Below are 13,180 nucleotides of genomic sequence, written 5' to 3'. Positions count from 1 at the left end.
GCGGTTTTCCGGCACCGGCCACCGCCTCGTACGCTGGCAGGCGATGAGACGCCGTCCCCCTCCCCCGCCCTCGCCCCTCCCGCAGCGCGACGGGATCGACGCGGTGCGGGTGCGGCTGCCCGCCGACGGGCCGTGGTCCACGGTGCGTGAACACCTGACGGAGCGGCTGGCCCGCGCGGGCGCCGACATGGTCGACGGCATGTTCGACGCCGGGCTGTTCGTCGGGGCGGACGGACGGGCCGTACCGGAAGACGCTCCGTACAAGCCCGGGATGTTCGTGTGGTTCCACCGCGAGCTGCCCGCCGAGGTGCCGGTGCCCTTCCCCGTGGAGATCGTGTACCGCGACGAGCACATCGTCGTCGCCGACAAGCCGCACTTCCTGGCCACCACCCCGCGCGGCGGCCACGTCACCGAGACCGCGCTCGCACGGCTGCGCCGGGAGCTGGACGTCCCGGCACTGGGCGCCGCGCACCGCCTGGACCGGCTCACCGCCGGACTGGTCCTGTTCACGGTCCGCCCCGAGGAGCGCGGCGCGTACCAGGGCCTGTTCCGCGACCGGCTGGTGCGCAAGGAGTACGAGGCCGTCGCCCCGTACGACCCGGAACTCGTCCTCCCCCGGACCGTGCGCAGCCGGATCCTCAAGGAACGCGGGGTGCTGGCCGCCCAGGAGATCGAGGGCGAGCCGAACGCCGTGAGCCGCGTTGAGCTGATCGAGCGCCGCCCGGGCCCGGAGCGCGAGCTGGGCCGGTACCGGCTGGTGCCCGGCACCGGCCAGACCCACCAGCTGCGCGTCCACATGACCGCGCTCGGCGTGCCGATCCTCGGCGACCCCCTCTACCCCGAGGTGACCGACCCCGTGCCGGCCGGCGACTTCCGGCGCCCGCTGCAACTGCTGGCGCGGGAGCTGGGGTTCACCGATCCGGTCACCGGGCGGGAGCACCGCTTCCGCAGCGGCCGGTCCCTCGCCGCCTGGACCGCGTACGAGGACTGGGCCGACGGCCGTCAGTAGCCGCGCCACCAGAGCAGGAAGCGCTGCCAGGCACCGCGGGGACGTGGCTGCTCCGGCACCGGCTGGGGCTGCGCGGCCGTCATCGACGCGGGCATCGGCGGGTGCGACGGCACCTGCGGGTGCGACGGTACCTGCGGCTCGGGCCGCTGTTCCGGCCGGGGGATGCCGACGTGCCAGGCGGTGCGCTGGGCCGGGGCCGGGGCGTGGCTCGGCTGCTGCCTGATGTCCTGCTGCGCCTTGGGCTCGAAGTACACCGGCAGCTCCACCAGGTGCCGCGACGCGATCGACGACCGCCACCGCAGTTCGTCCTCGTCGCAGGCGAGCTGGACGTCCGGCAGCCGCATCAGCAGCGCGTCGATCCCGGCGTCGGCGATGGCACGCCCGATGTCCTGGCCGGGGCACTCGTGCGGGCCGCCGCCGAAGGCGAGGTGGGCGCGGTTGCCCTGCATGCTCGCGTCCAGGTCGGGGCGGATGCGCGGGTCGACGTTGCCCGGCGCGATGCCGAGCAGCAGCCCGTCGCCCGCGCGGATGCGCTGACCGCCCAGTTCGGTCTCCTGCTTGGCGAAGTAGGCGAAGACGGTACTGAACGGCGGCTCGTCCCACAGGGACTGCTCGACCGCCTCGGGGACCGTCATCTGGCCGCCGCTGAGCTGGGCGCGGAAGCCCGGGTCGGTGAGCACCACGCGCAGCACGTTGCTGATGAGGTTCACGGTCGCCTCGTAGGCGGCCAGCAGGACCACCCGCAGGTGCTCCCTGACCTCGTCGTCGCTGAGCCCGGCCGGGTGGGCGACGAGCCGGCCGGCGATGTCGTCCCTGGGGTCGGCCCGGCGGGCGGTGGTGAGGCGGTCCAGGGCGTCCATGACGTAGGCGTGGCTGGCGATCGCCGTCTCGGTGCCCTTGAGCGTGTCGCGGGCGGCCTCGACCATCCGGTCGTTGTACTCGTCCGGCATACCGAGGAGATGGCACATCACACCCATGGGCAGGTGCTCGGCGAACTGGCTGACGAGGTCGGCGCGGCCCTCCTCGCAGAACCGGTTGACGTTGCGCTGGGTGTACCGCTTGATGTGGCGGCGCAGTTCCCGGTAGTCGATGTCGGACATGGCGCTGGTGACCGCGCCGCGCAGCCGCTTGTGCTCGTCGCCCTCGGCGTGGGAGCAGATGGGCTGCCAGGCGATGTGCGGCATGAGGGGGTGGTCCGGCTTGACCATGCCCTCGTTGAGCGGCGTCCAGATTCGGCTGTCGCGGCAGAACTGGGCGGGCGTGCTCACCATGTGCAGGTTCTCGGCGTGCCCGAGGACCACCCACACCGGTACGTCGTCGTGGAGCAGCGCCGGCGCCACCGGCCCGTGCCGCTCGCGCAGCTTCTCGTACAGCTCTTCCAGGTCCTCCGTCTCGTGCAGCCGGTGCAGGCCGCCCGGTCCGAGGCCGTGCGCGGGGCAGCCGGGCGGCGGTTCGAGCAGGGGGTCGCCCGTTCCGGTCAGGGAGTGGCGTTCAGGCGTCACAGTGTCGCTCCGCAACAGAAGTGTGGGTCAGAAGTGGGGGTCAGGAGTGGGGGTCAGAGGTGGGTCAGAAGTGGGGGTTCGTGTATTCGAGGAGGTCGGTCGGCCGTGCCGGGTCAGCCGAGCGCGCCCTTCATGGCGATGGAGTGCAGGAAGCGCGTCAGGGTCAGCAGGACGTCCCGGCTGGAGGCCCGGCGCCGCACGTCGCAGTCGAGGATGGGGATCTCCTCGGTCAGGTCGAGCGCGGCCCGCAGTTCCTCCACGGGGTAACGGGGTGCGTCGGGGAAGGTGTTGACGGCGACCACGAACGGCACACCGCGCTCCTCCAGGCGTCCCATGACGTCGAAGCTGACGTCGAGGCGGCGGGTGTCGACGAGTACCACCGCGCCGAGCGCGCCCTCGAACAGACCGTTCCACAGGAACCAGAAGCGCTCCTGGCCGGGCGTGCCGAAGAGGTACAGCACCAGTTGGTCGGTGATGCTGATGCGGCCGAAGTCCATGGCCACGGTGGTGGCCGTCTTGGAGGCGGAACCGTAGTTGTCGTCGACCCCGATGCCGGCCTGGGTCATCGTCTCCTCGGTGGTCAGCGGTCTGATCTCGCTGACCGAGCCGACCATGGTGGTCTTGCCGACCCCGAAGCCGCCCACGATGACGATCTTCACGGCGGCCTCGGCCGTGTGCGGGAGACGGTCCTCGGTCCGTGGGCCCGGGATCGTGTCAGAGTTTTTGAAGTCCATGCATCACCGCTTCGAGGAGGTTTCGGTCGGCGACCTTCTGGCGGACGATCGGGGCGCGGGCCTGCACCAGTTCCGCCGCCAGCAAGTCGGTGAGCAACACGGTCACCACACTGAACGGCAGGCCCAGGTAGGCCGACAGCTCGGCTACGGACAGGGGCGCGGCGCACAGCCGCAGCAGCGCCGCCTGTTCGGGTGTGGCGGACACCGGAGGGTCGGCGCGGGCCACGATCAGGGTGACCAGATCGATGTCGGCACGCTCGCCGCCGCCCTCCCCGCCGATGACGAAGAGCCGTTCGGGGTTGGGTGTCCCGTCGTCCTTGCGGGGCGGTCCGGCTGCGGAGGACGCGGCGGACGGCTCCTGCCCGGGAGATCGCCTCTGGCGTTGGGGAGGAGTCATACGGTCTGCCCGTTGCGCCGGGCCGGACTGGTGAGGTGGGGCCCGATACGGGCGACCAGGTCGGCCATGCTGAGACCCATCCGGCCGGGCTCGCAGCAGACGTCGGAGAGCACGGCGAGGTAGGCGTTGGGGCCGGCGGCCATCAGGTAGAAGTAGCCGCCGTTCATCTCGATGAGGACCATCTTCATGTCGCCGTCGCTGGTCGGGATCTCCTGGCTGACGGCGCTCGCCAGGCTCTGCAGGCCCGCGCAGGCCGCGGCGACCCGGTCGGCGGCGTCCGGGTCCCCGGAGTAGCGGGCGATGCGCAGGCCGTCGGCGGAGAGCACCACGATCATCTCGATGCCCGGGACGCCGTCGTAGAGGTCCCGGAGCATCCAGTCGAACTTGCCTTGCTGCTCGATCACTTGAGGTTCCCCTCGTCGTCTGCCGGGGCGTGGGCCGGCTCGCTGCTGCTGGACTGCTGGTGGGCCTGGGTGCTGCCCGTGTGCTGCTTGAGGCCCTCCCAGAAGGCCCCGATGAAGTGCCCCGGTGGGAGCCCCTCGTCCTTCACCGGCTCGGGCTCCGGGTCCGCGGCCACCGGGAACCCGTTGCGGGCGCGCTCGGCGGCCTGGCGGGCCTCGCGCTCGGCGTCCTCCCGCTCCCAGATCGCCTGTTCGGCGAGGCGCTGGCTGAGCGGCATCTTGACCCGGCTGCGGCGCTGCGGAAGGCCGCCCGCCGTCCACTCGGTCACCTCGGGAACGTCGTCCTCCAAGGAGACCGTGTCGGGGATACGGGGGCTGGTGGGACGGCGCTTCTTGGGCGGGCGGTTGGGGCCGGGGAGGGCGTCCGGGCCCGGCTGGGGGATGGACGCCGCGCCGATGCCGTGGGCGAGGCCGACTCCGGGCTCGGTGGTCATCATCTTGCTCGGCACGATGAGGATGGCCCGGACGCCGCCGTACGCGGAGGCCCGCAGGGACACGTCCATGCCGTACTGCGTGCACAGGCGGCCGACGACCGACAGGCCCAGCCGCGGGTGGTGGGCGAGGTCCTGCACGTCGGTGCCGCGCTTGGCGTGCTCCAGCAGTCCCTCGATGCGGGCGCGGGACTCCTCGCTGAGGCTGACGCCGGCGTCCTCGATCTCGATGCAGACACCGCTCTGCACCTCGGTCGCGGTGACATGCACCTTGGACCCCGGCGGCGAGTAGCGGGTGGCGTTGTCGAGGAGTTCCGCCGCGGCGTGGATGACCTGTTCGACCGCGGTGCCCTTGATGTTGACCTTGGCGATGGAGGCCAGGTTGATCCGGCGGTACTCCAGGATCCGGGACATGGCGCCGCGCAGCACGCTGTAGAGCGCCACCGGCTTGGGCCACTGGCGTCCGGGCCGGCCGCCTCCGATGACGGAGATCGAGTCGGCGAGGCGGCCGATCAGGGCGGTGCCGTGGTCGATGCGCAGGAGGTCGTCGAAGACCTCGGGGTTGCGCCCGTGGTCCTCCTCCATCTCGCGGAGTTCCTTGTTCTGCTGGTGCACGATCGCCTGGACGCGGCGGGCGATGTCGACGAAGGAGCGCTCGGCGGACTCGCGCATGGAGTCCTGGTGGTCGACGATGTCGCACACCATGCGGATCATCTTGCGCTGGGGTTCGCCGAGTTCGGCGTAGGAGGGGTCGATCTCGCCGAGACGGCGCATCACCTCATGGGGCGTGCTCCCCCGGCGCATGAAGTCCAGGACGTTGGGCAGCACTTCGCCGCCGAGACGGACCATCTCCTCGTGGTGGCTCGCGGCCCGGCGTTCCAGATACGCGCTGTGACGGGCGTGCTCGGCACGCAGGACCCGTAGCGCACGGCCGCGGCGTACCGCTTCGGCAGCCGCGGCGATCACCAGCAGGGTGGCGACGGCACCGCACAGGCCGACGGCGAGCCGGGCCGGTTCCGTCACCAGGGCGACGGCGGCCCCGGTGGCCGCGGCCATCAGTATGGCCGGCAGCAACAGCGTTCGCGCGTACGGAAGTTCACGGCGACCTGGAGGGGAATCAACACTCACCATGTAGGCCCTCTGAGAAACGAATCGGCTGGGATGGGGGAGCTTGCGGCGGGGTATCTCTGGAAGTTGTCGGGATCTTCGGCGCATTGGGAACAAGCGCGCGATTACACCTCAACTCGGTGCGCTGCGGGCGAGCTTAGTCCGAGGGGATCATCGCCGTGTCATATTCAGCAAGCACCTGAAACGGGCACCGGGACTGCAGTAGTCTCGGGCCCATTTGCACGCCGAGGAGCCAATCGAACACAGTGTGTAATGGCGAGTGGGCAGGCGAAAATCACTCACCGTGATGAGGGAAAGATGAGGGAAAGCGGGGAAACCGGCGCCGAGGGCACCGCGAAACGCCCGGAGGCCCGGCGGAACACCGCCGGGCCTCCGGGATACGGGGGCTAGCCCACGGACGAGTAGGCGACCACCCCGCGCAGCAGTTCGTCGACCGCCTTGCGCGCGTTCTTCGGGACCGTCGAGCCCGCGGCGGGCGCGGCCGCCGAGATCTGGCCGAGCACGTCGATGACCTGCTTGCACCAGCGCACGAAGTCGCCGGCGGGCATCTCCACCTCGCGCAGCACCTCGTCGAGGCCCTTGCCGGACGCCCACATGTACGCGGCCCAGGCGAAGCCGAGGTCGGGCTCGCGCTGGCCGACGCCCTCGGTCTGGCTGATCCGGAAGTCCTCCTCCAGGGCGTCGAGACGGCCCCAGATGCGGACCGTCTCACCGAGCGCGGCCTTGGCCTTGCCGGAGGGCAGCTTCGGCGCCATCGCGTCGTCGGCGGCCCGGGACTCGAAGACCAGCGCGGAGACGCAGGCGGCCAGCTCGGCCGAGGAGAGGCCCTCCCAGACGCCCTCGCGCAGGCACTCGCTGGCGAGCAGGTCCAGTTCGCCGTAGAGCCGGGCGAGACGCTTGCCGTGCTCGGTGACCTCGTCGCCGCGCAGGTAGTCCATCTCCGTCAGCAGGGCGACGATCCGGTCGAAGGTACGGGCGATGGTGTTCGTCCGGCCCTCGATCCGACGCTCCAGCTGCGAGGTGTCACGCAGCAGCCGGTGGTAGCGCTCGGCCCAGCGGGCGTGGTCCTCGCGGTCGTCGCAGCCGTGGCACGGATGGGCGCGGATGTCCTTGCGCAGCCGGGCGATCTCCCGGTCGTCGGCGGCCTGCGAGCGCTTCTTGCGGGCTCGCTCCGGCGGGATGTGCCCGGCCTTGGTGCGCAGCGCGGAGGCGAGGTCGCGGCGGGACTGGGGTGAGCGCGGGTTGAAGGACTTCGGGATGCGCATCCGCTCCAACGCCTCTACCGGCACCGGGAAGTCCATCGACGCCAGCCGCTTGACCTGCCGCTCGGCGGTCAGCACCAGCGGCCGGGGCCCGTCGTGGTGCTCGAAGCCGCGGTGGCCGTTGGACCGGCCGGCGGGCAGGCCCGGGTCCAGCACCAGGGCCAGGCCCGCGTACTTGCCCGTCGGCACGTGGATGACGTCGCCCGGCTTGAGCTTCTCCAGCGCCACGGCGGCCTCGGCGCGGCGCTGGTTGGCGCCCTGCCGGGCCAGCTCGGTCTCCCGGTCCTTCAGCTCGCGGCGCAGCCGCGCGTACTCCTCGAAGTCGCCGAGGTGGCAGGTCATGGAGGCCTTGTAGCCCTCCAGCCCTTCCTCGTTGCGCTGCACCTGCCGGGAGATGCCGACGACCGACTTGTCCGCCTGGAACTGCGCGAAGGAGGTCTCCAGCAGCTCCCGCGAACGGTGCCGGCCGAACTGCTCGACCAGGTTGACCGCCATGTTGTACGACGGCCTGAAGCTGGAGCGCAGCGGATACGTGCGCGTACCGGCCAGACCCGCGAGGTGCTCGGGGTTCATACCGCGCTGCCAGAGCACGACGGCATGGCCCTCGACGTCGATGCCGCGCCGCCCGGCCCGGCCGGTGAGCTGGGTGTACTCGCCGGGGGTGATGTCGGCGTGCTGCTCGCCGTTCCACTTGACGAGCTTCTCCAGCACCACCGAGCGGGCGGGCATGTTGATGCCGAGGGCGAGGGTCTCGGTCGCGAAGACGGCCTTGACCAGTCCGCGTACGAAGAGCTCCTCGACGACCTCCTTGAACGTCGGCAGCATGCCCGCGTGGTGGGCGGCGATGCCGCGCTCCAGGCCCTCCAGCCACTCGTAGTAGCCCAGGACGTGCAGGTCCTCGGTCGGGATGGAGGACGTGCGCTCCTCGACCAGGGAGCGCACCCGCTCCCGCGCGTCCTCGTCGTTGAGCCGCAGCCCGGCGTGCAGGCACTGCTGGACGGCGGCCTCGCAGGCGGCGCGGCTGAAGATGAAGGTGATCGCGGGCAGCAGTCCCTCGGCGTCGAGCCGCTCGATGACCTCGGGCCGGCCCGGCGTCCACATGCGGGAGCGCTGCCGGCGCTCGCGCTCCCGGTCGGCCTCCTTCATGGCACGGCCGCGTCTGCGGTCCTGGTAGGACGGGCGGCTCGCCTCCATGCGCGCCATGCGCGTGAGGTCGGGATTGACGGCCCTCTTGTGGCCCTCGCCCTCCTCGAAGAGGTCGTACATCCGGCGCCCGGCCAGCACGTGCTGGAACAGCGGCACGGGCCGGTGCTCCGAGACGATCACCTGGGTGTCGCCGCGCACGGTGTCGAGCCAGTCGCCGAACTCCTCCGCGTTCGACACCGTGGCCGACAGTGACACCAGGGTCACGGACTCGGGGAGGTGGATGATCACCTCCTCCCACACGGCGCCGCGGAAGCGGTCGGAGAGGTAGTGCACCTCGTCCATGACCACGTGGCCGAGGCCGAGGAGGGTCTGGGAGCCGGCGTACAGCATGTTCCGCAGGACCTCGGTGGTCATCACGACCACCGGGGCGTCGGAGTTCACGCTGTTGTCGCCGGTGAGCAGGCCCACCTTGTCCGCGCCGTAACGGCGGCACAGGTCGGCGTACTTCTGGTTCGACAGCGCCTTGATGGGCGTCGTGTAGAAGCACTTCTTGCCGTGCTGGAGGGCCAGGTGGACGGCGAACTCGCCGACGATCGTCTTGCCGGAGCCGGTGGGCGCGGCCACCAGCACGCCCTTGCCCGCCTCGAGTGCCTGGCAGGCCTCGATCTGGAAAGGGTCGAGGCCGAAGTCGTACATCTCGCGGAAGGAGGCGAGCGCGGTGGCCTGCTCGGCAGCGCGCTGGCGGGCTGCCGCATACCGCTCGGCCGGAGAGAGATCCTCTGTCATCGTGCTTTCGAGCGTACCGGGCCGCACTGACAACAGGACGATCATTATCGGGATCGGTCCCGTGAGGGACCGTGCGGGGCTTCCGCCGCCCCGCCGGTCCTCAGGTCACGTCGTCGTAGCCGTTGACCCGGTCCTTCGTCGCCTGCTCGGGCAGAGCGCGGGCCGTGGTGACGGGTTCGATCTCGCCGATGTCGTCGGGCGTGAGGTCCAGCTCGGACGCCTCGTCGTCGTCGGGTTCCAGAGCCTCGCGGCGGGCTCTGCGCCGGTCGTTCAGCAGGGAGATGGTGACCGCGGCGAAGTACAGCACCCAGATCGGCCCGGCCAGCATGATCATCGTCAGGGGGTCGGTGCTCGGCGTGGCGATGGCCGCGAACAGCGTGATGCCCATGATCATGGCGCGCCACCAGCCGAGCATCCGCTTGCCGGTCAGCACTCCGGTGAGGTTGAGCATGACCAGCAGCAGGGGCAGCTCGAAGGAGAGACCGAAGACGATCACCATGCGTGTGACGAGGTCGAGCAGCTCGTCCAACGGCAGCAGGTTGTCGACATCGCTCGGCGTGAACTCGATCAGCACCTTCGCCGAGGTGGGCAGCACCGCGTAGGCGAAGTAGGCGCCGATGAGGAAGAGCGGCGCGCCGGTGGCGACGAACGCGTAGGCGTACTTCTTCTCGCTCTTGTGCAGGCCCGGGGCGACGAACGCCCACAGTTGGTAGAGCCAGACCGGGGAGGCCAGCACGATGCCGGCCGTCAGGGACACCTTCAGAGCCAGGGTGAAGGGGCCGAGCAGACCGTTGATGGTGATCTGCGCGCACGGCTCCGCTCCGGCCTCCGCCTGGGCCAGCTCCGCGAACGACTTCTCACAGCCGATCGAATCGAGGATCGGCTCGGTGAGGACGTTGATGATCTCCTGGTAGAAGAATGCGGCGGCCACGGTGACGGCGACGATGGCCAGCAGCGCCTTCGCGAGCCGGTTGCGGAGCTCACGAAGGTGCTCCGCGAGGGGCATCCGCCCCTCGGGATCCTTCTCCATGTTGCGGGCAGACTTCAGCAACCCACGTTCCCATCTCGTGCGGCGGGCCGGAGGTCACCGGCCCTGCGTCAGCGCTTGGTCGTGTCCGTCGGCTCGCTGACCGGGCGGGAACTGGTCACATCGCCGGGAGCGGCCTGGATGGTGCGCTGCGCCGCGGCCTGCTCGGGGTTCGGCGGGTCGGCGGGAGCGGAGTCGTCGGACTTGCTCTCGCTCTTCATCGCCTTGGCCTCGCTCTTGAGGATGCGCGCCGACTTGCCGAGCGACCGCGCCATGTCCGGAAGCTTCTTCGCGCCGAACAGCAGGATGATGACGACGAGGATGAGAATGATCTCGGGGGCTCCGAGCCTTCCGAACATAAGTCTTTACCTTCTCACCGAGGCGGCTGGTGGGGGTGCTGTCCGACCGGTCGGACATGTGCCCGATCGATCGTCTTGTGCAGCGATCGTAACGCTCAGGGGTGAACGTGAGGCAATCCCCGTGCGTACTCCCGTCCGCGACCGGGCCTCGTTTTCCGGGCCGCGACCAGCAGCGTACCTTCAGGGACCTGCGGGGTGACAGGGCAAAGTGTCCCCATACGCAACTCGCCTGGGCCCATCGGGTGCCGGCCGGGCATCCGAGCCGGGCGTTCAGACCTTCACAGGGCGTCCACCGCGCGTGCGGCGCTCCCGGTCGCCCGCTCCAGGTCCTCCGCCGCCCGGCTGATCCGGTCGGCGGAGTCCGTCACCTGCCGGCCCAGGCGCTGTGCCTCCACGAACACCTTCACGGCGAACACCGCGAGAACGGCAAGACCCAGAAAACCCACGGCAACCGCGAACATCGGCCAGAACATGACACAGAGCCTAGACGGTGGAGTGCAGCCGCAGGGTGCTGACCCCGCCGCCGGTGAGCAGTTCCACGACCCGCTCCCCCGCCGGCTTGCGCACGGCGGACCCGCACTCGGGGCAGGTGAAGGAGTAGAACGTGGTGCGGCTCGTGGCGCCGATGGCGAGGCGCAGGGCGCTCGCGGCGAGCTCGAAGCGGCCCCGGCAGTCCGGGCAGCCCGCCTTGAACACGACCGGGGGCACGCGTCTCATGCCGGCGAACGCGGACGCCGCCGTCATGCCCGGCGCACCTGGCCCCACGGGCTCGCTCACAGTCCTCGCTCCTGCCTGTCGTGCCCGCGCTGTCCCTCGCCCGGCCCGCCGTGCGCCGCGACCGCCTCGACGCCGTCGTACGCCGCCAGCGCCTCGCGGGCCGCCCGCCGGGCGCTGTCGGCCAGCTCGGCCGGGGAGACGATGCGGCCGTCACGCCCGAGCCGCAGCGCCAGCCGCCGCAGGGACGCGGGGTCCGGGGTGCGCAGCGTGATGCGCAGCCCGCCGTCGGCGAGTTCCTCGGCGCTGTCGTGCGGGTAGTACTCGGCGACCCAGCGCCCGCCCGGGCCGACCTCCACGACGACCTCCGGATCCTCGGCGGCGGGCTGCACCAGGCCTTCCGACAGGTCCCGCAGCTCCACCTCGGGCGGCGCGGACGGCTCGTCCAGGATGCGGATCTCGGCGACCCGGTCGAGCCGGAAGGTGCGCCGGGCCTCGGAGCGGCGGCACCAGGCCTCCACGTAGGTGTGTCCGACGCTGACCAGGCGGATAGGGTCGATCTCGCGTTCGGTGACCTCGTCGCGGGCCGGTGAGTAGTAGCGGATCCACAGCCGGCGGCGCTCCGAGATCGCCCGGTCGACGTCGGCGAAGACGCCGCCCTCGGACTCGAAGGTGACGGACAGGCGCGAGCTGGCGCCCGCGGCCTCGCCGGCCGACGTCTCCACCTTGGCGGTCGCCCGCAGCAGCGCCTGCCGGTCGCTCTCCCGCAGGCCGGGCAGGGTCGCCACGGCCCGGGCCGCGACGAGCAGCGCGGTGGCCTCGTCGGCGGCCAGCCGCAGCGGCTCGGCGGCGTCCGCGCCGAGGGCGGCCGGGTTGTGCCACCAGATGCGCTCGCCGTCGGTGTCGATGTCGAGCAGATCGCCGCCGCGGAAGCTGGTGCCGCACATGGGCAGCACGTCGAGGTCGGAGACCAGCTCGTCCTCGGTGATGCCGAAGGCGCGCGCGACGTCCTCGACCCTGGCACCGGGGCGCTCCCGCAGATACGTCACCAGGGACAGCATCCGTCGGGTCTGGTCGATGGCGTTCACTGGCCTGACCGGTTTGCCTGCCACTGTGTTGTCCGCTCCCCCTCAGCCCTTGGCGACGGCACGCAGCCGGTCCACCACGTCCGCACGCAACTCCGCGGGCTCCAGCACCACCACGTCCGGCCCGAACTCGACCAGCCAGGCGTCCAGGCCGTGCCCGTACGGAATCTCCAACTCGTCCCAGCCGTCACCGAGTTCCCGGACCTCGGTGGCCTTCGCACGAAGGGGGTAGCCCGCGCCCGTACGCAGCCGGATCAGCGCGGAGCGGTCGGCGGTCTCCCCCGCCCAGCTCGCGACCGTCTCACGGACCGTGACGACGTCGGGCACGGGGGCGGTGAACCGCGCGCCGCGCGAGCGCACCCGACCCGTGATCCGGGACAGCCGGAAGACCCGCTCGGCACCGCGGTCGCGGTCGAAGCCGGCCAGGTACCAGTGGCCGCGCCAGCACTCCAGCGCCCAGGGCTCCACATGCCGGGGCTCGGGCTGGGCGGCGTTGGCCTTGCGGTAGTCGAAGACGACCGGACGGCGGTCACGGCAGGCCAGCATCAGCGGCTCGAACGCGGCCTCGTGCACGGGGATGCGCGGCTCCAGCGCGCTGTGCGCCTCGTACGGGTCGACGTCCTCGGGCAGCCCCGCCGCGCGCAGTTTCTGCAGCGCGCCGCTCGCGGCACCGGCCAGCCGGGCCTGCTGCCACACCTTGGCGGCGAGCCCGAGGGCGGCGGCCTCCTCGGCGTCCAGGGTGATCGGGGGCAGGCGGTTGCTGTCGCGGCGGGCCAGGTAGCCGACCTCGCCGTCGAGGCTCTCGACGGTCTCGATGACCAGCCCGAGTTCCCGCAGGTCGTCCTTGTCCCGCTCGAACATGCGGTTGAAGGAGTCGTCGGAGCCCGCCGCGCCCTGCCCGGGCCTGGAGGCCTCGACATAAGCCTCGATGGAGTCGCGCAGCTCGCGCTTGCTGAGTGGCCGCCGCGTCCCGAGCAGACACAACGCCAGGTTCATCAGCCGCTCGGCCTTGGCAATGGCCATCGACGCCCTTCTCCCTATGGTGCTTACGACGGATGACCGTACCGCTCCGCGGTGGCCCGGCAAAAGCCGAGGGCCCATGCCCGGGCAGGCATGGACCCCGGATGACCGGCTCTGAT

General features: G+C 71.2%; 13 protein-coding genes. 1 reads left to right on the top strand and 12 read right to left on the bottom strand.

From position 1 onward, the window contains the following. The first annotated feature begins 43 nt into the window (after positions 1-43). Entirely contained in the window at positions 44-1,009 is a 966-nt protein-coding gene (locus ACIQ6R_RS25425; protein ID WP_404223620.1) for an RluA family pseudouridine synthase, read from the top strand. On the opposite strand, the gene ACIQ6R_RS25420 is transcribed toward ACIQ6R_RS25425, so the two are convergent. From ACIQ6R_RS25420 to ACIQ6R_RS25365, 12 genes are all read right to left on the bottom strand, one after another. Further along, the gene (locus ACIQ6R_RS25420; protein ID WP_404223619.1) at positions 1,003-2,511 is read right to left on the bottom strand and encodes a cytochrome P450; all 1,509 of its coding nucleotides are present in this window, start codon (positions 2,509-2,511) and stop codon (positions 1,003-1,005) included. The two genes, ACIQ6R_RS25425 and ACIQ6R_RS25420, sit on opposite strands and share 7 nt — an antisense overlap. Positions 2,512-2,624: 113 nt before the next feature. Further along, positions 2,625-3,245 carry an ATP/GTP-binding protein gene (locus ACIQ6R_RS25415; protein WP_310874209.1) on the bottom strand — a complete coding sequence of 207 codons (621 nt, stop codon included), beginning with the start codon at positions 3,243-3,245 and terminating at the stop codon, positions 2,625-2,627. Beyond that, positions 3,226-3,642, bottom strand: a complete 417-nt coding sequence (locus ACIQ6R_RS25410; RefSeq protein ID WP_404179724.1) for a DUF742 domain-containing protein — start codon at positions 3,640-3,642, stop codon at positions 3,226-3,228. The genes ACIQ6R_RS25415 and ACIQ6R_RS25410 overlap by 20 nt, the downstream gene beginning before the upstream one ends. After that, entirely contained in the window at positions 3,639-4,016 is a 378-nt protein-coding gene (locus tag ACIQ6R_RS25405; protein ID WP_247696687.1) for a roadblock/LC7 domain-containing protein, read from the bottom strand. Before ACIQ6R_RS25405 ends, ACIQ6R_RS25410 begins: the two co-directional genes overlap by 4 nt. Before the next feature lie 26 nt (positions 4,017-4,042). Continuing rightward, on the bottom strand, positions 4,043-5,665 hold the full coding sequence (locus tag ACIQ6R_RS25400; protein ID WP_404179727.1) for a sensor histidine kinase: 1,623 nt from the start codon (positions 5,663-5,665) through the stop codon (positions 4,043-4,045). A gap of 383 nt (positions 5,666-6,048) precedes the next feature. After that, complete coding sequence (locus ACIQ6R_RS25395) at positions 6,049-8,901, bottom strand: DEAD/DEAH box helicase (RefSeq protein ID WP_404223616.1); 2,853 nt, start codon at positions 8,899-8,901, stop codon at positions 6,049-6,051. Positions 8,902-8,956: 55 nt separating this feature from the next. After that, positions 8,957-9,907, bottom strand: a complete 951-nt coding sequence (gene tatC, locus ACIQ6R_RS25390) for a twin-arginine translocase subunit TatC (protein ID WP_404179733.1) — start codon at positions 9,905-9,907, stop codon at positions 8,957-8,959. Positions 9,908-9,954: 47 nt separating this feature from the next. Further along, positions 9,955-10,242 carry a Sec-independent protein translocase subunit TatA gene (gene tatA, locus ACIQ6R_RS25385; RefSeq protein WP_404179736.1) on the bottom strand — a complete coding sequence of 96 codons (288 nt, stop codon included), beginning with the start codon at positions 10,240-10,242 and terminating at the stop codon, positions 9,955-9,957. Between the two features lie 278 nt (positions 10,243-10,520). Continuing rightward, entirely contained in the window at positions 10,521-10,715 is a 195-nt protein-coding gene (locus ACIQ6R_RS25380) for a hypothetical protein (RefSeq protein ID WP_375915063.1), read from the bottom strand. 10 nt (positions 10,716-10,725) lie between these two features. After that, positions 10,726-10,986, bottom strand: a complete 261-nt coding sequence (locus ACIQ6R_RS25375; RefSeq protein WP_404180135.1) for a hypothetical protein — start codon at positions 10,984-10,986, stop codon at positions 10,726-10,728. Between the two features lie 29 nt (positions 10,987-11,015). Beyond that, positions 11,016-12,068, bottom strand: a complete 1,053-nt coding sequence (locus tag ACIQ6R_RS25370) for a helix-turn-helix transcriptional regulator (protein ID WP_404179739.1) — start codon at positions 12,066-12,068, stop codon at positions 11,016-11,018. An 18-nt stretch (positions 12,069-12,086) separates the two neighbouring features. Next, positions 12,087-13,064: a helix-turn-helix transcriptional regulator gene (locus ACIQ6R_RS25365; protein WP_404179742.1), complete on the bottom strand. Its 978-nt coding sequence runs from the start codon at positions 13,062-13,064 to the stop codon at positions 12,087-12,089. Between the last annotated feature and the right edge of the window lie 116 nt (positions 13,065-13,180).

It is taken from the genome of Streptomyces sp. NPDC096048 (genome assembly GCF_044763415.1).
In the GTDB taxonomy this organism is placed as follows: Bacteria; Actinomycetota; Actinomycetes; order Streptomycetales; family Streptomycetaceae; genus Streptomyces.
The sequence above is the reverse complement of the archived record's forward strand: the minus strand, read 5'-3'. Positions and strand labels throughout refer to the sequence as shown.

Excerpts from the sequence above, each read along its gene's own strand:
- ACIQ6R_RS25425 (WP_404223620.1), top strand. The coding sequence starts at position 44 with ATGAGACGCCGTCCCCCTCCCCCGCCCTCGCCCCTCCCGCAGCGCGAC.
- ACIQ6R_RS25415 (WP_310874209.1), bottom strand. The coding sequence starts at position 3,245 with ATGGACTTCAAAAACTCTGACACGATCCCGGGCCCACGGACCGAGGAC.
- ACIQ6R_RS25410 (WP_404179724.1), bottom strand. The coding sequence starts at position 3,642 with ATGACTCCTCCCCAACGCCAGAGGCGATCTCCCGGGCAGGAGCCGTCC.
- ACIQ6R_RS25405 (WP_247696687.1), bottom strand. The coding sequence starts at position 4,016 with ATGCTCCGGGACCTCTACGACGGCGTCCCGGGCATCGAGATGATCGTG.
- ACIQ6R_RS25400 (WP_404179727.1), bottom strand. The coding sequence starts at position 5,665 with ATGGTGAGTGTTGATTCCCCTCCAGGTCGCCGTGAACTTCCGTACGCG.
- ACIQ6R_RS25395 (WP_404223616.1), bottom strand. The coding sequence starts at position 8,901 with ATGATCGTCCTGTTGTCAGTGCGGCCCGGTACGCTCGAAAGCACGATG.
- tatA (WP_404179736.1), bottom strand. The coding sequence starts at position 10,242 with ATGTTCGGAAGGCTCGGAGCCCCCGAGATCATTCTCATCCTCGTCGTC.
- ACIQ6R_RS25380 (WP_375915063.1), bottom strand. The coding sequence starts at position 10,715 with ATGTTCTGGCCGATGTTCGCGGTTGCCGTGGGTTTTCTGGGTCTTGCC.
- ACIQ6R_RS25375 (WP_404180135.1), bottom strand. The coding sequence starts at position 10,986 with ATGACGGCGGCGTCCGCGTTCGCCGGCATGAGACGCGTGCCCCCGGTC.
- ACIQ6R_RS25365 (WP_404179742.1), bottom strand. The coding sequence starts at position 13,064 with ATGGCCATTGCCAAGGCCGAGCGGCTGATGAACCTGGCGTTGTGTCTG.